This window comes from Comamonas sp. 17RB, assembly GCF_030056555.1.
GTDB lineage: Bacteria > Pseudomonadota > Gammaproteobacteria > Burkholderiales > Burkholderiaceae_C > Comamonas > Comamonas terrigena.
Genome location: NZ_JASHHY010000006.1, coordinates 180,330 through 199,478, shown reverse-complemented (window position 1 = coordinate 199,478; position 19,149 = coordinate 180,330). Strand labels below are relative to the sequence as shown.

Below are 19,149 nucleotides of genomic sequence, written 5' to 3'. Positions count from 1 at the left end.
GCTGGCGAACCTGGGCCGGGAGTTCAGCGAAGCGAACGGCTTGGGGTGGCTGGCAAGCTTTCGATTATATGAGAACAATTCTCATTAACATGCTATGTACCAGCAGTGTGTGTGTTTTCTGCACCAGCGGCGCCGGGGGGCTGGCGCACGGTGTGCCGCAAGGCCATGCCTGCGACCAGACCCCTGCTCGCGCACGGACTCATGCCTGTGCCACGGCGCTGCCAGGATGCCTGGGCGGTTGCATCGCCCGAAGACAGGCTCTCAGGGTTGTGGCTGGCGCATCCATTGCGTGATGCGCTGCACGGCCATGTGCTCCATGCCGATGAAGCCATGCCAGTGCAAGGCATGGCACACACCGCCTGTGGGGTGGGCACCGCCATCGACCAATTGCAGCTGTTTGACCGGCGCCTGGGTGAAGCGCGCCAGCACCCCCGGCATGGCGCTGGGCGTGCACAGGGGGCAGGCATCCCTGGCATGCTGGACCAGCAGCACCGGCACACGGATGGCCGCCAGATCCAGGCTGGGCAGCGCGCCCGGCTCCGCCGGGGCCACGATGCTGGACGTCAGCACCACACCGGCCAACCCTGCATCCGGCATGCGGCTGGCAGCGGCGGCCACCGATGTCGTGCCCCGGCTGGTGCCCACCAGCCACACCGGCTGGCTGCTGTGGGCACGTACGGCCTGCAGCACCTGGCGGATGTCCTGCAGATGCTCGGCCCCCATGCGGTCCTGGGGCGCCAGCTCCTGCCCGTTCGCACGGCCGAAGATGGCCACGTTCAGGCCCTGCTCCCGGAATTCGTCTGCCGAGCGCACCAGAAAATTGTTGCTGCTGGGCCGGTTCTGCTCCAGCTTGCCAAAACCGCCCACGCCCCCCGGAAACAGCAGCACCGTGGCCCAGGCATTCGGTGCCGCTTCCCAGTACACGGTGGTGCGCACACCGTCACGGGTGGGCAGCGACCAGACGGTCCCGGATGCGGGTGCAGTCAGCGCTGCAGCCGGTGCCGCAGTGACGGCCGTTGCGGCAGGCGGCCGCTCCGCCTCTGCGGCGTGTGCCTGGGTCAAGACCGCCCCCAAGGCCATCCCGGCCCACACCACCGCACGCGCCCACAGGCCCGCTGCACTTTCACGTTGCGACTTGCACATGGTCGACTCCTGCATGGCACAAGGGCCGCCCCCTGCTGCACGGCCAGCATAGCGCGCAGGGTCACCGCAAGGCAATCTGTGCGGCAGCGCCCAGGCAGCTACGGGCGCCAGAAGGACCAAAGGACTGCCGAAGCAGTCCTTTGGTGGGCAGTCGCAGCACGCAGCTGCGCTGGCAGTACCTACTCTACTGTGGGTGCAGGCCCGGGTTTCACCCCCAGGCCCCTGCCCTCAGTGGCGGATCAGGTGATCGAAAGCCGACAGCGCAGCCGTGGCACCGGCACCTGCGGCAATGATGATCTGCTTGTACGGCACGTTGGTGCAGTCACCGGCCGCCAGCACGCCAGGCACATTGGTCTCGCCCTTGGCATTGATCTCGATCTCGCCAAAGCGCGTCAGGTTCACCGTGCCCTTGAGCCAGTCGGTATTGGGCAGCAGACCGATCTGCACAAAGATGCCTTCCAGCGCCACCGACTTGATTTCATCGGTGGTGCGGTCCTTGTAGGTGATGCCGGTGACCTTCTTGCCGTCGCCGTTCACCTCGGTGGTCTGGGCGTTCAGGATCACCGTCACATTGGGCAGCGAAGCCAGCTTCTTTTGCAGCACGGCGTCGGCCTTCAGCTCGGCAGCAAATTCCAGCACCGTGACGCTCTTGACGATACCGGCCAAGTCGATGGCGGCTTCCACGCCGGAGTTGCCACCGCCGATCACGGCCACATCCTTGCCCTTGAACAGCGGGCCGTCGCAGTGCGGGCAGAAGGTCACACCCTTGGTGCGGTACTGCTCTTCACCGGGCACGTTCATATTGCGCCAGCGGGCACCGGTGGACAGGATCACGGTCTTGGCCTTCAGGCTGGCACCGGATTCGGTCTGCACCTCGATCAGGCCACCTTCGGTGGCTGCCGGAATCAGCTTGGCCGCACGCTGCTGGCTCATGATGTCCACTTCGTAGTCACGGATGTGGGCTTCCAGCGCCGCCGCCAGCTTGGGACCGTCGGTCTTGCTCACCGAGATGAAGTTCTCGATGTCCACCGTGTCCAGCACCTGGCCGCCCACGCGCTCGGCAGCGATGCCGGTGCGAATGCCCTTGCGGGCAGCGTAGATGGCTGCTGCTGCGCCGGCAGGGCCTGCGCCCACCACCAGCACGTCGAACGCGTCCTTGGCGGAAATCTGGGCCGCCGCACGGGCCACCGCACCGGTGTCCACCTTGGCAACGATCTCTGCCAGTTCCATGCGGCCCTGGCCAAAGCGTTCACCGTTGACGAACACGGTGGGCACGCCCATCACTTCGCGTTCCTTGACCTCATCCTGGAACAGGCCGCCGTCGATGGCGGTGTGCGTGATCTGGGGGTTCAGCGCCGACATCAGGTTCAGCGCCTGCACCACGTCCGGGCAGTTGTGGCAGGACAGCGAATAGTAGGTCTCGAAGTGCAGCGGCACATTGATGGCCTTGATCTGCTCCAGCAGATCCGCCGATTCCTTGGAGGGATGGCCGCCCACGTGCAGCAGGGCCAGCACGAAGGACGTGAATTCATGGCCCAGGGGCACGCCGGCAAAGCGCACACCGGTTTCCACGCCGGGGTTGTTGATCGCAAACGAAGGCTTGCGCACCGCCAGATCGTTGTTTTCGACCACGGTGATCTTGTCGCTCAGCGCCACCAGATCGGCCAACAGAGACTTGACTTCACCGGCGGCCTTGCTGTCATCCAGGGTTGCGACGATCTCGAGCGGCTTTTGCAAGCGTTCCAGATAAGCCTTGAGTTGGGTTTTGAGGTTGGCGTCCAGCATATTAGTCAAATCCTATTAATTATTTATTTCGATAGTCTGCGTTTGCTTGGTGGAAAAAAAGCCCGGTCAGGCCCGGGCTTTTTTCTGCGGGCAAAGGCTTAGATCTTGCCGACCAGGTCCAGGGAAGGAGCCAGGGTAGCTTCGCCTTCCTTCCACTTGGCGGGGCAGACTTCACCGGGGTGGGCGGCCACGTACTGGGCAGCCTTGACCTTGCGCAGCAGGTCTTCGGCGTCACGGCCGATGCCTTCGGCAGTGATTTCCATGGCCTGGATCACGCCTTGGGGGTCAATGATGAAGGTGGCACGGTCTGCCAGGCCTTCGCCTTCGCGCAGGCAGTCGAAGTTCTGGCTGATTTGCCAGGTGGGGTCGCCCAGCATGGTGTACTGGATCTTGGCGATGGTGTCCGACGTGTCGTGCCATGCCTTGTGCACGAAGTGGGTGTCGGTGGAGACGGAATAGACTTCCACGCCCAGCTTCTGCAGTTCAGCGTAGTGGTCGGCCACGTCACCCAGTTCGGTGGGGCACACGAAGGTGAAGTCGGCGGGATAGAAGAAGAACACGGCCCACTTGCCCAGGACGTCCTTTTCGGTCACTTCGATGAACTTGCCGCCCTTGTAGGCTTGTGCGGTGAAGGGCTTGATCTTGCTGTTGAGCACGGACATTGTGTTGTTTCCTTTCAGTGAATCGGAGGTACTGCTTGAACTAAGCACTGGGTCAAGTGTAGGACAAGCAACCGATAAACTCAATCGATTGACTCGATCATATTGATTGAGTGTAGCTATCAAAAACTACCGTATCGATAGCCATCGGCAGACCGCTGTGCAGACACCGAATGCAAACGCGATTCAGCATCAAACGCAGCCCATCCCCATTATTGGGGGCAAAGATGTCAAGCGCGTTGTCATGCAGGACAATCGCCCCACAACAGCGACCGGAAGGAGCCCCCACATGCAAGGCGACACACAAGTCATTGCCTGCCTCCAGGCACAACTCAAAAACGAACTCACCGCCATCAACCAGTACTTCGTGCACTACCGCATGTTCAAGCACTGGGGTTTCGACAAGCTGGCCAAGGTGGAATACAAGGAATCCATCAGCGAGATGAAGCACGCCGACGTGCTGATGGACCGCATCTTCATGCTGGACGGTCTGCCCAACCTGCAGGACCTGGGCAAGCTGCAGATCGGTGAAGACGTGCCTGAATCCCTGACCTGCGACCTGCGCCTGGAACAGGCCGCCCAGCAGACCATCAAGGAAGGCATTGCCGCCTGCGAAAGCGTGCAGGACTATGTCTCGCGCGATCTGCTGCAAGAGATCCTGGAAGACACCGAGGAGCACATCGACTTCCTCGAAACCCAGCTGGACCTGATCGAAAAGGTGGGCGTTCAGAACTATCTGCAGTCGCAGATGAGCGAAGCGGACTGAAGCTCCTGCTTTCCATGCAAAACGGGCCCACAGGGCCCGTTTTTTCATGCACCGCCGAATGGCTCAGCCATGCGCCTTCTGGTTTTGCAGCGCGTTTTCCCGGATGGTGGACAAGGTGGCGCGGGTGGTGATGACTTCCGGGCTGAGCGGAATCTCGATCAGCGTGCCCGTGGGTGCCGCCAGCGCGCGCTGCAGTGCGGCTTCGAAGTCGGCAGTACGCTCCACCCGCTCGGCCGCATAGCCATAGGCCTGGGCCAGCGCGCAGAAGTCCGGATTGCCCAGCGTGGAGCCGCTGACATGGCCGGGGTACTCGCGCTCCTGGTGCATGCGGATGGTGCCGTAGATGCCATTGTTCAGCAGCACGATGATGCTTTTGCCGCCATGCTGCACTGCCGTCGCCAGCTCCTGGCCATTCATCAGGAAGTCGCCGTCCCCGGCGATGGTGAACGCCGTGCGCCCGGTGATCAGATTGGCCGCAATCCCGGCCGGCACGCCATAGCCCATGGCGCCGCTGGTGGGCGCCAGCTGGGTCTTGTGGCCCTTGCTCCAGCCGTGAAAGCGGAAATAGCGGTGCACCCAGCTGGCAAAGTTGCCCGCGCCATTGGTGATGGCTGTGTCCTGCGGCAGCAGGCGCTGCAGCGTGGCAATGATGGCCGGCATGTCGATGGCGCCGTCCTTGGCCACATCCAGCCCCGCCAGCGGCTGGGGCTGCAGATTGGCTTCATAGTCGGCATGGGCTGCCGCCGTCCAGGCGGCCCAGGGCACACTGGCCGGGGCTTCCAGTGCCGCCAGCGCCCGGGCTGCCGCAGGCATGGTGGCGCACAGCGGCAGATCGGCGCGGAAGACACGGCCCAGTTCCTCGGCACTGGGGTGGATGTGCACCAGCTGCTGCACCGGGCGCGGCGACTGCAGCAGGGTGTAGCCGCTGGTCGTCATCTCGCCCAGGCGTGCACCGATGGTGATCAGCAGATCCGCCTGCTTGATGCGCTGGGCCAGCGCCGGGTTGATGGCAATGCCCACATCGCCGGCGTACAGCGGGTGGTGGTTGTCGAAAGTGTCCTGGAAACGGAAGGCATTGCCCACCGGCAACTGCCAGCGCTCCGCAAAGGTCTGCAGGTCTTGCGCGGCCTGCGGCGTCCAGCCCGGTCCGCCAGCGATCACAAACGGTTGTTTGGCCTTCAGCAGCAGCGCACGCAATTCCTCGGCGCCCTGTGCGCCGATGTCCTGGTGCACCGTGGGGGCGGCAGGCAGGGCCTCGCCAGAGACCACCTGGGTCAGCATGTCTTCGGGCAGCACCAGCACCACGGGACCGGGGCGGCCTTGCAGGGCCGTGGTGAACGCACGGGCAATGTATTCGGGAATGCGGCGGGCATCGTCGATGCGTTCCACCCGCTTGGCCATGCCCCGCGTGCCAGGGCCGAAAAAGGTGCCGAAATCCACTTCTTGGAAGGCTTCGCGGTCACGCATATCACTGCCCACGTCACCAATCAGCACCACCATGGGGGTGGAATCCTGGAACGCCGTGTGGATGCCGATGGAGGCGTTCGTCGCCCCCGGACCGCGCGTGACCATCAGCACCCCGGGCTTGCCGGTGAGCTTGCCGTAGGCGTCCGCCATGAAGGAGGCTCCGCCCTCCTGGCGGCAGGTGATGAAACGGATGCGGTCGCGGTGGGCGTGCAGGCCATCGAGCACATCCAGATAGCTTTCGCCGGGCACGCCAAAGGCCATGTCCACGCCCTGGGCGATCAGGCATTCGACGATCAGGTGGCCTGCGCTGCGTGGTGGGGTGGTGGAAGGCATGGCTTGTCTCTTTCTGTGTCAGGGGGAGAAAACGGGAGGGCAGCCGGCGGGGAGTCGTACCCCGCACGGGGCTGCGCCAGCGGCCCCGTGATTATGCGAAGGATGGGAGAGCAGACAGTTGGTGGAACCCGCAGCACCCCCTGCCTGCCTGTCGCACAGCCGACAAGGCCCCTGCGCCGCCGCGGGCCGGCAAGTGCGGCCTTGCGCCCACCCTGCACTCGCCTTGTCCCCCATTTGCCCCCGCCATTCACGCCGCCAGCACGTCGGTACATACTGCGCCGCCCCGGTTTCGTCGCAAGGCGCTGTGCCTGGCTGGCGCCCGGCACGACAGTGCAGGCATGCGGCAACGTCGCCGTGTTTTTTGCAGGAGCCCTGCCATGTCGCAGTACACCCCATCCCTTTCGAATACGCCACTCTGGCATCTGCGCACCGCCTTGCTGTGCGCCACCATGGCCGGCGGCATTGCCACCGGCAGCCTGGCACAGGAGCGCAGCGAAGCACCGGTGGTGGCCGCCGCCGCCAGCCAGACCATGCCCGCCGCGCCTGCGGCGCAGCCGGGTCGCACCCGTGCCGAGGTGATTGCAGAGCTAGAGTGCGCCCGCGCCTCGGGCGAGCTGGAAGCCATGGTCTTGCGCTCCTACGGCCAGCCCACACCACCGCTGCGCCCCGAAGCCTGTGCACCGGGCGCCATGGCCAGCATGGCCCCTGGCCCGCATGCGGCGCACCCGACACCACGGTCTGGTTACTGAACGCGCAGGGCCGCCAAGCGCGGACCCCGCGCCACCGTTCACACCAGCTCCGGCGCCAGGAAGTCGCGGCTGATCTGCCCGCCCAGCAGGTTGACCCGGTCCAGGAACTGGGTCAGGTAGGCGTGCAAGCCGGTGTCCAGAATTTCCGTGATGCGCCCATATTGCAGCTGGGCCAGCAGCAGGCCGGCACTGCGCAGGCTCTCGCTCATTTCCTGGTGCCCCACCTGGCGCAGGTTGTCCATCAGCTCGTGCATGCTGGCGTGCAAGGAACGCGGCATATCGCGACGCAGAATCAGCAGCTCGGCCACGCGCTCGGGCGTGATCACATCGCGGTAGACCTTGCGGTACACCTCGAAGGCCGAGACGCTGCGCAGCACCGCGCTCCAGTGGTAGAAATCGAACTGCTGCTGCCCCACCTGGCGCAGATCGGTACCGTGGTAGTCGCTCTCGATGGCGTGGAACTTCACATCCAGCAGGCGCGCCGTGTTGTCCGCCCGTTCCAGGAACGTGCCCAGCCGCACAAAGTGGAAGGACTCGTCCTGCAGCATGGTGCCCAGCGACACGCCCCGCGACAGATGGGAGCGGTATTTGACCCATTCAAAGAACTGCATCGGGTCACGCTCGAACCAGCCATCCTGCAGCTGGCGGTTCAGCTCCAGCCAGGTCTGGTTCTGGGTTTCCCACACTTCCGACGTCAAGGCGCCGCGCACCGCCCGTGCGTTCTCGCGTGCGGCCCGCAGGCAGGAGTAGATCGATGAGGGGTTGTTCTCATCGCGCACCATGAAGTGCAGCACGCCATCGCGCGTGACCTGGGTGTGGCGCCGGTCGTAGGCGGGAATCAGTTCACTGATGGACAGCACCCCCATCCAGTCCTTGCGTGCCATCTCGGCAGGCTGGGGCAGCATGGACGTGTCGTAGCTGACGTTCAGCATGCGGGCGGTGTTTTCTGCCCGCTCGGTGTAGCGGGACATCCAGAACAGGTGGTCTGCGGTACGGCTCAACATGGGAAACCTTTCAAGATCGTCATGGCAGGAATGCAAGCGGTGTTCATCACCAGCCCCCTCCCATGCTCTGCACCATGCCGCCCAGCTCCTGCACCAGCTCCGGTGAAGGCTGGCCCTGGGCCTGTTCGTTCAGCACCCAGGTGTCCTTGGTCCCACCGCCCTGCGAAGAATTGACCACCAGCGATCCGTCCTTCAGTGCCACGCGCGTCAGGCCGCCGGCCGCCATGCGCACGGTCTCGCCGCTCAGCACAAAGGGCCGCAAATCGATGTGGCGCGGCGCAATGCCGGCGTCCACCATCGTCGGGCAGCTCGACAGACTGAGCGTGGGCTGGGCGATATAGCCCGCCGGGTTGGCCAGCAGCGCACGGCGGAAGTCCTCGATCTCGGTCCGGGTGGCGGCAGGGCCGATCAGCATGCCGTAACCGCCGGCACCATGCACCTCCTTGACGACCAGCTCGTGCAGATGCGCCAGCACGTATTTCAGATCGTCCTGCTTGCGGCACAGCCAGGTGGGCACGTTGGAGAGAATCGGTTCCTCGCCCAGGTAGAAGCGGATCATTTCCGGCACATAGGGGTAGACCGATTTGTCGTCGGCGATCCCGGTGCCCACCGCATTGCAAATGGTCACATTGCCGGCGCGGTAGGCGTCCATCAAGCCAGCGCAGCCCAGGGTGGAATTGGGCCGGAACACCAGCGGGTCCAGGAAGTCGTCGTCCACGCGGCGGTAGATCACATCCACGCGCTGCAGGCCCCGCGTGGTGCGCATATAGACCACCTTGTCCTTGACGACCAGGTCCGGTCCCTCGACCAGCTCCACCCCCATTTGCTGCGCCAGGAAGGCGTGCTCGAAGTAGGCGCTGTTGTACATGCCCGGCGTCAGCACCACCACCGTGGCCGAATCGGATGCGGCCCGTGCCGGCGCACTGGCGCGCAGCGTATCCAGCAGCATGTCGGGGTAATGCGCCACCGGCTGCACGGCGTGCCGGGTGAACAGGTCGGGGAACAACCGCATCATCATCTTGCGGTTTTCCAGCATGTAGGACACGCCGGAGGGCACACGCAGATTGTCCTCCAGCACAAAGTACTCGCCTTCGCCCCGGGCATTGGGGGCGCGCACGATGTCGATGCCGGCGATGTGCGCATAGATGTCGCGCGGCACATCCACGCCCTCCATCTCGGGCCGGTACTGGGCGTTGTTGGCGATCAGGTCCCTGGGCACGATACCGGCCCGCAGAATGTCCTGGTCGTGGTAGATGTCGGCAATGAAGCGGTTCAGTGCCGTGACCCGCTGCACCAGGCCCGCCTGCATGCGCGTCCACTCCGCGCCGGGAATGATGCGGGGGATCAGGTCGAACGGAATCAGGCGTTCCGTACCCGCACCGTTGGCGTCTTTCTCCCCGTAGACCGCAAAGGTGATCCCCACGCGGCGGAAGATCATCTCTGCCTCTGCCGCGCGCGCTGCCATGGTCTGCGCCGGTTGCTGTGCCAGCCACTGCGCATAGGCTTTGTAGTGGTCTCGCACGTCACTGCCGTCAAACGGCAGCATGGTGTACATCTCGTCGTACTTCTGCATCGTGGGCCTCCTGGGGATTGCATAGCAAGTTGCGGGCCATAGCGATGCACTATGGGTATGACAGCCAGTTTAAGGGCTGCCACGCTCCGCCCCCTCCGGGCAAGCACTCACCGATCTGGTGCATGACTCCAGTAACGTGGGCGCAGACTGCGCTCACAGGCCACTGTCTGCGCCTGCACACCATTCCAGTGCGCCGCGCCGCATTGGGGCGTGCTCTGCACCACCAGGTCCTGGGCGGCATAGCGCCGCAAAACAGGCGCTGCAGGGTGGCCAAAACGGTTGCGGTAACCGGCCTGCACCACCACCGTGTGCGGCGCCACCGCCGCCAGAAACGCCGCGCTCGACGAGGTGCGGCTGCCATGGTGGGGTGCCAGCAGCACATCGGCCTGCAGGTTCTGGCCGGAGCGCAGCAATGCGGCTTCCTGCGCCGCCTCGATATCGCCCGTCAGCAGCACGGCTGCACCGTTGGCCGCCTGCACGCGCAGCACGCAGCTGGCGGCATTGCCGTCACCCTGCACGCCGGCCGTGGGGTGCAGCACCTGCCACAGCACCCCGTCCCATTCCCACTGCTGACCGGCCACGCAGGGCTGCCAGGACCGGGACAGGCGCTGGGCCAGCACCGCCGCGCCCGCCCCCACCAACTGCGCCTGGGGCTGCTGGGCCAGCACCGCCTCGGCTCCGCCCACATGGTCGGCATCGCCATGGCTGAGTACCAGCATGTCCAGCCGCTCCCCCAGGGCCTGCAACAAGGGCTGCACCACCCGGGCCCCGGCATCGCCTCCCGGCCAGGCCGGCCCGGCATCAAACAGCAGACTGTGGTGGGCCGTGCGCAGCAGCACCGCAGCCCCCTGGCCCACGTCCAGCGCCAGCATGTCCACCTCGCCAGGGGCGGGCCGGGGCGCCTGCCACCACAGCGCGGGCCACAGCAGCGGCAAGGCCAGCACCTTCCACTGCCAGGGCAGCGGCAGCACCAGGCCCACACCGGCGGCGATGGCCGCTGCGGCCGCCCACCACGGCGCCTGCGCCCGGGCGAGACTGGCCCAGGGCCAGGCGGACAGTGCCTCCAGCACCACCGCCATGGCCTGCACACACCAGGCCGCGGCCTCCCACAAGGGGTGCCAGAGCACCCCCAGCAGCGACAGGGGGGTGACCACCAGCGTCACCCAGGGAATGGCCAGCAGATTGGCCAGGCCACCGACCAGCGAAACCTGCCCGAAGAACAGCAGCGACAAGGGACTGAGCGCCAGCACCACCACCATCTGCTCCCGCAGCAACTGGTGCAATCGCTGTGCCCAGCCTGGCGGCTGCCACCCCGCAGTGCCCGACGCCAGCAGCACCCCCACGGCCACAAAGCTGAGCCAAAAGCCCGCCTGGCACAGCGCCCAGGGATCCCACAGCGCAATCACTGCCAGCACCACACTCCAGACCGCCCACCAGGGCCAGCGCCGGCCGGTGCTGTGCAGCAACGCCACCACCACCAGCATGCCCACCGTGCGCTGCGCAGGCAGTCCGCCACCGCTGAACAGTGCATAGGCTGCCGCCAGCCCCACGCCACCCCACAGTGCCGCCAGCGGCGCGGGCCAGCGCAGGCACAGCCACGGGCTGCAGCGCCACAAGGCCCCCAGCAGGCGCATCGCCAACCAGGCGAACATGGTGATGTGCAGGCCCGAAATGCTGACCAGGTGGGCCACGCCGGTGCGGCGAAACACCTCCCAGTCGGCGGTGTCGATGGAGCGCTGGTCGCCCGTGACCAGCGCCGCCACCACGCCAAAGGCACGGCGGCGATCGTTCGCGGCGTCCGGCTCGGCATCTGCCGCGCCCGGGACGGCCCCCTGGGCCACGATGGCATCGCGCACCTGCTGGCGCAGCGCTTCCACCGGGCGGCGGCCTTCGCCAGGGTCCAGCCGCAGGGGGGCGGTATTTTTGGGGCCGTCGCGTACATAGCCGGTGGCGCCGATGCCCTGGGCCCACAGCCACAGCTCCCAATCCCAGCCATGGGGATTGCGCGCGCCATGCGGGGCTTTGAGGCGCAGCGTCCAACGCCAGCGTTCGCCGGCCGAGACCGCAGGCCACGGCGCGGTCCCCATTCCGCGTGGCGCATACCATGTGACTTCCAGCCGCTGCGGCAGCTCCACAGCCTGTCCATTGGCCCGCTGTGCCTGCTCCACCACCAGTTGCATCCGCAGACCTTGGGAGCTGCGTGCCGGCAGGGCGTCCACCACGGCGATCACGTCCACATCCACGCCCTCCAAGGCTGGCGCAATGCGCTGGGCTTGCCGCCCCAGGGCCTGCCATCCCGTCAGCGCAAAGGACGCCGCCGCAGCGCAGACCACCATCAGAACCAGCAACCCCTGCTGCGTTCGCCGCGCGCCGGCGTGCGGCCACGCCCACATGGCCGCGCCCCCCAGCGGCACGGCCGCCACGCCCAGCACCGCATACTCCCACCCCGGCCACAGGGCAGGCTGCAGCAGCTGCAGCGCCACCCCTGCCGCGGCGGCCAGGGCCCAGATCGTGGGAGAAAGCCGCACTGCCGTGTACGCGGAAGCGAAAGACGGCTCCACTCTTGGCATACTGGCTGGCATGCGCGCGGTTGTCACCGACGGCCACGCACGCGCCGGAACCGCAGCACGCCCACGGGCGCCGCTGCGCGCCCTTCCCGCCCCGTTCTACCCACCATGCAAGGAACTCCCATGAGTGTCTACGACAAACTCCAAGCCCTGAACATCACCCTGCCCCCGCTGGCCGTCCCGGCCGCCGCCTATGTGCCATTTGTGCAGACGGGCAACCTGGTGTTTCTGAGCGGCCATATTGCCCGCAAGGACGGCAAGGTGTGGACCGGCCAGCTGGGCGGCGCCATCAGCACCGACGAAGGCAAGCTGGCCGCACGCGCCGTGGCGGTGGACCTGCTGGGCACGCTGCAGGTGGCCTGCGGCGGCGATCTGAACCGCGTCACCCGCATCGTCAAGGTGATGAGCCTGGTGAATTCCACCGCCAGCTTCACCGAGCAGCACCTGGTGACCAACGGCTGCTCCGAGCTGTTGGCCGAAGTGTTTGGCGACAAGGGCTCGCACGCACGCAGCGCCTTCGGCGTGGCACAGGTCCCCATGGGCGCCTGCGTGGAGATCGATCTGGTCGCCGAGATCGCCTGACCCGTTCCGTCGGGCACGCGGCGCCGTGGCCTGGGTGCAGGCCGCTTTTGCCTCTTGCCGCACACCGGAAACAAAAAAGCAGCCTCTGGGGCTGCTTTTTTTTGTTGGGCGCGAACCAACGGCCCGTGAAGAGGCCTTTGGCTGCTTTGCCTTTTTGCCTTTTTGCCTTTTTGCCTTTTTGCCTTGTGCCTGGCGTGGCAGTCAGTCACGCCCGGTTGCAGCCGCTGGAGGTCAGCCCTCCAGCTCCAGCATCGCTTGCGGTCGGCTGCCGATGCTGCGGGGCGCCGGCACCGGGCGCTGCAAGCCCAGAACCTGCTGCGCGCCAGGGACCTTGAAACGGCCCACCACGCTTTTCATGTTCTGCGATTGTTCGCTCAGGCTGTGCGAGGCGGCCGCACTTTCTTCCACCAGTGCCGCATTCTGCTGTGTCATCTGGTCGAGCGAACTCACGGCCTCGCTGACCTGGGCAATGCCATCGCGCTGCTCGGCGGCCACGGCATTGATTTCGGCCATGGTCAGTGTCACGCGCTCGATGGACTGGACGATTTCCTGCATGGTGCCACCGGCTTCATGCACCAGGCGCGCACCATCGGCCACCCGCTCGACCGAGGCCTGGATCAGCTGCTTGATTTCCTTGGCGGCATCCGCGCTGCGGCCGGCCAGGGAACGCACTTCGCTGGCCACCACCGCAAAGCCGCGCCCCTGTTCGCCCGCGCGGGCGGCTTCCACCGCCGCGTTCAGCGCCAGGATGTTGGTCTGGAAGGCAATGCCATCGATCACGCCGATGATGTCGGCAATCTTCTGGCTGCTGGCGTGGATGTCGTTCATGGTGCTGACCACCTGGCCCACCACGGCCCCGCCGCGCTGGGCCACGCCCGAGGCCTGTTCGGCCAGCTGGGTGGCCTGCTGGGCGTTGCCCGCCGTCTGCTGCAAGGTGCTGGTGAGCTGGGCCATGGCGGAGGCGGCCTGCTGCAGGCGGCCCGAGGTTTCCTCGGTGCGCTGCGACAGGTCCTGGTTGCCCATGGCGATTTCGGCGCTGGCCTGGGCGATGTTGTCGGTGCCGTAGCGCACCTCCTGGATCATGCCCCCCAGCGCCTGGTTCATATTGCGCAGCGAGAGCAGCAACTGCCCGAATTCATCGCTGCGGTCCACCCCCACCTGGGTGCTCAGATCCCCCGCGGCAATGCGCTCGGCAATCTCGTTGGCCTGCACCAGCGGCCGGCGGATGCTGTTGATCAGCCAATGCGCGCCCAGCACGATGGCCACCACCAGCGCCAGCATGCCCACGCCGGCCCACAGGCCCATGCGTACACGGGTGTCTGCCATCTCGACGCGCATGCGGCTGATGTGGGCGGTTTGCAGGTCGACAAAGGCCTGCAGGCCTTCGAGGTACTTGTCCACCACCGGCTTGTAGGTGGCCTGCACGATTTTCACGCTTTCGTCCGCACTCCCGGCTTCCTTGAGCTTCATCACCTGCTGGCGCACCGCGATCATGTCGCTGCGCAACTGGGCAATGCGGGCCATCTGGGCCTTGTCGGCCTCGCTCAGATTGGCTTCTTCCAGGCTTTTCTGTACCTTGGAAATCTGCGCGCTGGTGGCCGCAATGGTGGGCGAGAACTCCTCGCCCACACTGGGATCGGTGCTGAGCACCACGGCCAGCGTGCGCACGGCGTTGGTCTTGGTCAGTGCCGCCCAGTGCATGGCATCCGCCATGCGCTGGGACAGGACGACTTCCTGGGCCTCCTGCTGCTTCTGGAAGCGGTAAGCGCCGGTGCCCACAAAGCCCGCCAGCCCCACCATGCCTGCCACGATACACAGCACACTGATCCACAGCTTGCGTGTGACGCTGATATTTTTCATGCACTCTCCATGCCTCGGTTGCAATGCCTGGATGCAGCCCTGCCACCGTTCGTCCGCCGAAATATCGGCGGTCGCCTGCATGCTTGACAAGACTTACACCCAGACACAGTGGACGCTGAACCAGCCCGGCGACGAAATCTGGTTTTCCCTGATGGACTCCATTTCGCATCACTGATGATTACTATGGATTGACATTTCTCAATAGCCATTCACAACCACTTGTTGGCCGGAAACATCCCCAAGCACCGCGTCCCAGGCTTCGCCGGCACGCACCATGCGATCAGCCGTCGGCCATCAGCTGTTAACGATCAGCGATCGCTGCGCCAGTGCACATCGGATGGTTGCGCTTCGCAGGAGCGTGGCACACCCGCACCCCACCGCGCATGCCGCACAACCGCCGCACTGCGACCGCAGGTACCTGCCTGTGGAACCCGCAGGGCGGCACTGCGCAGGATCGCTGCGCCGCCGCAAAAAAATGGGGGAGCCTATAGCTCCCCCCAACGCTCGCCATGCTCAATGGACGGTTGCGCCCTCTTCCCTCAATCGACTTCCGCGTGCACCAGGGCCTGGGTGCACGCTGTGTGCAGCGCCGCTGCGGCTAGGCCAGCTCCAGTGCCCGCGTGGATTCGGTCTGCGGCCCTGCCGGTGCCAGTGCGGGCGCCAGTGCAGGAGAGCGCAGTGCACGCTCTGCGCCCAGGCCGCCAGCCAGGGCCGGTGCGGGTGCACCGGCATGTACCGTGGCGGCCACAGCGGCAGCCCCCGTGCGCTGCGGCGCGCTGTCCGGCACCTGAAAGCGCTGCACCAGCTCGCGCAGGTGTTCCGACTGCTCACGCAGGCTGAAGGCAGCCGCCGCGCTTTCTTCCACCAGCGCGGCGTTCTGCTGCGTCATCTGGTCCAGCGCGCCCACAGCCTCGCTGACCTGGGCCACGCCGTCACGCTGCTCGGCGGCACTGGCATTGATCTGACCCATCACCTGGGTCACACGCTGCACGGACTGCACGATTTCCTGCATGGTCCCTCCCGCCTCGTTCACCAGGCGCGCACCGTCGGCCACCCGCTCGACCGAGGCCTGGATCAGTTGCTTGATTTCCTTGGCGGCATCCGCGCTGCGGCCGGCCAGGGAACGCACTTCGCTGGCCACCACCGCAAAGCCGCGCCCCTGCTCGCCCGCGCGGGCGGCTTCCACTGCGGCGTTCAGCGCCAGGATGTTGGTCTGGAAGGCAATGCCATCGATCACGCCGATGATGTCGGCAATCTTCTGGCTGCTGGCATGGATGTCGTTCATGGTGCTGACCACCTGGCCGACCACGGCCCCCCCGCGCTGGGCCACGCCCGACGCCTGGTCCGCCAGGCCTGCGGCCTGCTGGGCACTGGCCGCCGTCTGCTGCAAGGTGCTGGTCAGCTGCAGCATGGCACTGGCGGCCTGCTGCAGATGGCTGGAAGTGATTTCGGTGCGCTGCGACAGATCCTGGTTGCCGTTGGCGATTTCGGCGCTGGCCAGGGCAATGGCATCGCCGCTGGTGCTCACATCCTGGATCATGGCGCCCAGCGACCGGCTCATGGCCTGCAGTGACAGCAGCAACTGGCCAAACTCGTCGTGGCGCTGCACCGCCCACTGACTGCGCAGGTCGCCGGCCGCAATCTGCCCGGCCACTCCGTTGGCCTGCGCCAGCGCGCGGCGGATGCCGTTGATTAGCAGGTAGGCACCAATCGACACACCGAGCAACAGCACCACCATGTTCAGTGCCGAACTGCGCACCACCCCTTGGCGCGCGGCTCCCATTTCGGCACGCATGGCCTCCAGCCCCTGGGACTGGTGCTGCACAAAGCGCAGCAGGCCGGCGAGATAGGCATCCACCGACTGGCGGTAGCCGGTGCGCGCCAGGGCACGGCTTTCCTCCTCCTGGCCGGCGGTCTTCTTCTGCAGCATCTGATCCCGCTGGGTCTGCATGGCCTGGCGCAAGGCCACCACGTTCTGCATCTGGCTGCGGTCGTCCGCATCGCGGGCCGATGCATCCAACGCCTGTTGCAAGGTGGAGATCTGCTGGCTGGTCGCTGCCATCTGCGCAGAGAACTGCTCGGCATCCTGCGCATCGCGGCTGAACACCTGGGCCAGGGTCCGCACCGCATTCACCTGGGTCAGCGCATGCCACTGCGTGGCCTGCTCCAGGCGCAGAGAGAGCAGGCGGTCCTGTTCGCCATGCTTTTTCTGGTGCTGGGCCGAGTTGTAGCCCGCCACGCCCACGATGATCACCGCCCCCACCACGATGCTGCCCACCCCCAGCCACAGCTTGTGTGTCACCCCGATGTGCTTCATAGCCCCCTCCTCCCTCTTTTTATGATGCAGCGCACTAAAAAGCACGACCGTGCGGATACGAAGTGGACAACAAAGCGTCCCAGGTTCGTATCGGTGTAAGCCCCAGGGAAGGTGGCATGTGGCGCGCACCACACGCCTGCTGCTGCATGGATCCCCTGCCATTCATAGGGCTTTATCGCATTTCTTTCGGCATTTGCTGCGATGGCATGGTGTCTGCGGCTGCATGGCGCTTTTCTTACGCTGCATCGCCGCATTTTTCTGCATTGTGAAATTTTGATTTCGCATTCTGAAAAAAAACCTGATTTTTGTACTTTTATAGGCCAGAAAACCGTTTTGCATTACGAAAAATTAACGTAATTAATTGATTTAAAAGCGAAATAATTTTTTTAAAGCGCCAAAAAAGAAATTGCTGCGACGCAAACAATAAGACCCATGCCAACCCTCTGAGGTTGCGGCGGATTCACCCTCCAGCGCAGCCCCTCAGGACCACAGCAACTACCTGCTGTGCCGCACCGCCAGCCAGTCAATTAGCACCACCGTGCTAATTAGCAAGTTGAGCAAGGGATGGTGTTTGACACCCATGTCTTAACCCGGCGCTCCGGCCTTTGACAGCCTGCGCCACCGTTACAGAAGGAGCATCCCATGCCCAACCGCCACGTGACCCTCGCCGCCGACACCACTTCCACCAACGAAGGCAGCTACCTCGGCCGCATCCTTTGCCCGCACTGCATGTGCACCCACACCATCGAAGCCGAAGGCGGCTGCAGCACCGAAGCCTGCGACGACTGCGGCAGCCCCAGCGAAAGCGAATAAGCTTTCCGTCCCGCTCTCCACCGGAGCGGCAGCTGCAGCGTCTTTTTTCTGTGTGCGGCGCTGCCGCTGGCGCTCCGGATCCTGGAGCGATCTCCCCTTCCGCCCCGAATGCCTGCCCTGGCCTTCGGGGCGATTGCTTTGGACAGCCTGCAATGGCTCGCATGGTCAGCCTGTGCCCGCTGCACCGGTGAAACAGTCTTCACCGCCACGCGCCTAATCCTCCGCCTCAGCGGACCTAGCATGCATGCGCACCCCGGACACCATCATCAGGAGACCACCATGACCACCGCGGCCCCCCAGCACCCGATCCCCCACCCCGAAGAAGCCGCCGTGCGCCTGCCGCTGGAGCTGTACATGCGTGGACACGCCGAAGACTGCGCCGCACACATGCGCGCAGCCTTTCTGCCCAGCGCCCGCCTGGAAAGCGTGCGGGAAGGTCCGCTGACATCGTGGACGCTGGACGTCTACTGCCAGCGCTTCAACAACACCCCGGCGGCGGACGAGGCCCTGCGCCGCCGCCGCATCGACTGGCTGGACATCACCGGCACCTCGGCCATGGCCAAGGTCACGCTGGAGCATGGCGCCGTCACCTTCACTGACTACTTCGTGCTGCTCAAGACCGAGGCCGGCTGGAAGATTGCCAACAAAGCCTTCCACGCCCAGCCGCAGTAAATCCCACCGCCGGGCCACGCCGCCCGCCACGCCTTCCATCCCCTGCCTGCGGTAGTGCCATTGCCCAGCCCTTACGCTGTGCCGACTGCAACGCACTGATTCCACTGGCTGTGCACCCCATGGACGCAGCACAGCCTCCGCACGGCGAAAGGCATGGCAACGCATGTACTACGGCGAACGCTTCAACGCATGGACCCACCTGCTGGGCGCCTTGCTGGCGCTGGGCGGTGCGGTGTGGCTGATCGCGCGTGCCAGCCTGCACAGCGACGGCATGGGCATCACCAGCGTGGCCATCTACGGCGCTAGCCTGGTGCTGCTGTACGCCATCTCCAGCAGCTACCACAGCGTGCGCGGCCGCGCCAAGCGGGTACTGCGCAAACTGGACCACCTGAGCATCTACCTGCTGATTGCCGGCAGCTACACCCCGTTCTGCCTGATCAGCCTGCGCGGCGCCTGGGGCTGGTCGCTGTTTGGTGTGGTCTGGGGCATGGCGGTGGTGGGCATGCTCCAGGAGATCAAGCCGCGCAGTGAAGCCCGGGTGCTGTCGCTGGTGCTGTATGCCCTGATGGGCTGGGTGGTGCTGGTCGCCGTCGGCCCGCTGCTGGATGCACTGGGCACGGCCGGCTTTGTCTGCCTGCTGGCGGGCGGGCTGCTGTACACCGGCGGCATCGTGTTCTTCGCTCTGGACCAGCGGCTGCGCCACGCCCATGGCATCTGGCACCTGTTCGTGCTGGCAGGCAGCGGGCTGCACTATGCGGCGGTGTGGCTGTATGTGCTGCCGGCGCCCGTAGCGCGCTGATCCACGCTGACACACCGCTGGATCGAAGAAAAAGCGACCAGAGCGCCCTCTGCCGCACTC

15 protein-coding genes are annotated in these 19,149 nt (G+C 65.5%); 6 read left to right on the top strand and 9 right to left on the bottom strand.

Annotated features, from left to right (window positions below; genetic code table 11):
• Positions 1 to 261 precede the first annotated feature (261 nt).
• The 3 genes from QM470_RS12545 to ahpC form a co-directional block, all read right to left on the bottom strand.
• Positions 262 to 1,143: an alpha/beta hydrolase gene (locus QM470_RS12545; protein WP_283339499.1), complete on the bottom strand. Its 882-nt coding sequence runs from the start codon at positions 1,141 to 1,143 to the stop codon at positions 262 to 264.
• A gap of 228 nt (positions 1,144 to 1,371) precedes the next feature.
• Positions 1,372 to 2,928: an alkyl hydroperoxide reductase subunit F gene (ahpF, locus tag QM470_RS12540; RefSeq protein WP_066539130.1), complete on the bottom strand. Its 1,557-nt coding sequence runs from the start codon at positions 2,926 to 2,928 to the stop codon at positions 1,372 to 1,374.
• A gap of 98 nt (positions 2,929 to 3,026) precedes the next feature.
• Positions 3,027 to 3,590, bottom strand: coding sequence for an alkyl hydroperoxide reductase subunit C (ahpC, locus tag QM470_RS12535; RefSeq protein ID WP_066539131.1), 564 nt, complete (start codon positions 3,588 to 3,590; stop codon positions 3,027 to 3,029).
• Between the two features lie 286 nt (positions 3,591 to 3,876).
• On the opposite strand from ahpC, the gene bfr reads away from it, so the two are divergent.
• Complete coding sequence (gene bfr, locus QM470_RS12530; protein ID WP_066539137.1) at positions 3,877 to 4,353, top strand: bacterioferritin; 477 nt, start codon at positions 3,877 to 3,879, stop codon at positions 4,351 to 4,353.
• Between the two features lie 63 nt (positions 4,354 to 4,416).
• On the opposite strand, the gene QM470_RS12525 is transcribed toward bfr, so the two are convergent.
• Entirely contained in the window at positions 4,417 to 6,153 is a 1,737-nt protein-coding gene (locus QM470_RS12525; protein ID WP_283339498.1) for a thiamine pyrophosphate-binding protein, read from the bottom strand.
• 377 nt (positions 6,154 to 6,530) lie between these two features.
• Here QM470_RS12525 and QM470_RS12520 point away from each other — a divergent pair, with 377 nt between their 5' ends.
• Entirely contained in the window at positions 6,531 to 6,902 is a 372-nt protein-coding gene (locus QM470_RS12520; protein WP_283339497.1) for a DUF4148 domain-containing protein, read from the top strand.
• A gap of 38 nt (positions 6,903 to 6,940) precedes the next feature.
• Here the strand turns inward: QM470_RS12520 and QM470_RS12515 are convergent, their stop codons facing one another.
• From QM470_RS12515 to QM470_RS12505, 3 genes are all read right to left on the bottom strand, one after another.
• On the bottom strand, positions 6,941 to 7,906 hold the full coding sequence (locus tag QM470_RS12515; RefSeq protein ID WP_066539143.1) for an alpha-E domain-containing protein: 966 nt from the start codon (positions 7,904 to 7,906) through the stop codon (positions 6,941 to 6,943).
• Positions 7,907 to 7,952: 46 nt separating this feature from the next.
• Entirely contained in the window at positions 7,953 to 9,479 is a 1,527-nt protein-coding gene (locus QM470_RS12510; RefSeq protein WP_280012700.1) for a circularly permuted type 2 ATP-grasp protein, read from the bottom strand.
• A 107-nt stretch (positions 9,480 to 9,586) separates the two neighbouring features.
• Entirely contained in the window at positions 9,587 to 12,007 is a 2,421-nt protein-coding gene (locus QM470_RS12505) for a DNA internalization-related competence protein ComEC/Rec2 (protein ID WP_283339496.1), read from the bottom strand.
• A 162-nt stretch (positions 12,008 to 12,169) separates the two neighbouring features.
• Here QM470_RS12505 and QM470_RS12500 point away from each other — a divergent pair, with 162 nt between their 5' ends.
• Entirely contained in the window at positions 12,170 to 12,628 is a 459-nt protein-coding gene (locus QM470_RS12500) for a RidA family protein (protein ID WP_066539147.1), read from the top strand.
• A 231-nt stretch (positions 12,629 to 12,859) separates the two neighbouring features.
• Here the strand turns inward: QM470_RS12500 and QM470_RS12495 are convergent, their stop codons facing one another.
• Positions 12,860 to 14,488, bottom strand: coding sequence for a methyl-accepting chemotaxis protein (locus tag QM470_RS12495; RefSeq protein ID WP_283339495.1), 1,629 nt, complete (start codon positions 14,486 to 14,488; stop codon positions 12,860 to 12,862).
• Positions 14,489 to 15,086: 598 nt separating this feature from the next.
• Positions 15,087 to 16,805: a methyl-accepting chemotaxis protein gene (locus tag QM470_RS12490; RefSeq protein ID WP_283339494.1), complete on the bottom strand. Its 1,719-nt coding sequence runs from the start codon at positions 16,803 to 16,805 to the stop codon at positions 15,087 to 15,089.
• Positions 16,806 to 17,447: 642 nt separating this feature from the next.
• On the opposite strand from QM470_RS12490, the gene QM470_RS12485 reads away from it, so the two are divergent.
• The 3 genes from QM470_RS12485 to trhA all read left to right on the top strand — a co-directional run bounded on the left by QM470_RS12485 (position 17,448) and on the right by trhA (position 19,089).
• The gene (locus tag QM470_RS12485; protein WP_283339493.1) at positions 17,448 to 17,618 is read left to right on the top strand and encodes a hypothetical protein; all 171 of its coding nucleotides are present in this window, start codon (positions 17,448 to 17,450) and stop codon (positions 17,616 to 17,618) included.
• Between the two features lie 279 nt (positions 17,619 to 17,897).
• Positions 17,898 to 18,290 carry a nuclear transport factor 2 family protein gene (locus QM470_RS12480; protein WP_218332679.1) on the top strand — a complete coding sequence of 131 codons (393 nt, stop codon included), beginning with the start codon at positions 17,898 to 17,900 and terminating at the stop codon, positions 18,288 to 18,290.
• A 163-nt stretch (positions 18,291 to 18,453) separates the two neighbouring features.
• Positions 18,454 to 19,089: a PAQR family membrane homeostasis protein TrhA gene (gene trhA, locus QM470_RS12475; RefSeq protein ID WP_283339492.1), complete on the top strand. Its 636-nt coding sequence runs from the start codon at positions 18,454 to 18,456 to the stop codon at positions 19,087 to 19,089.
• Positions 19,090 to 19,149: the final 60 nt, after the last annotated feature.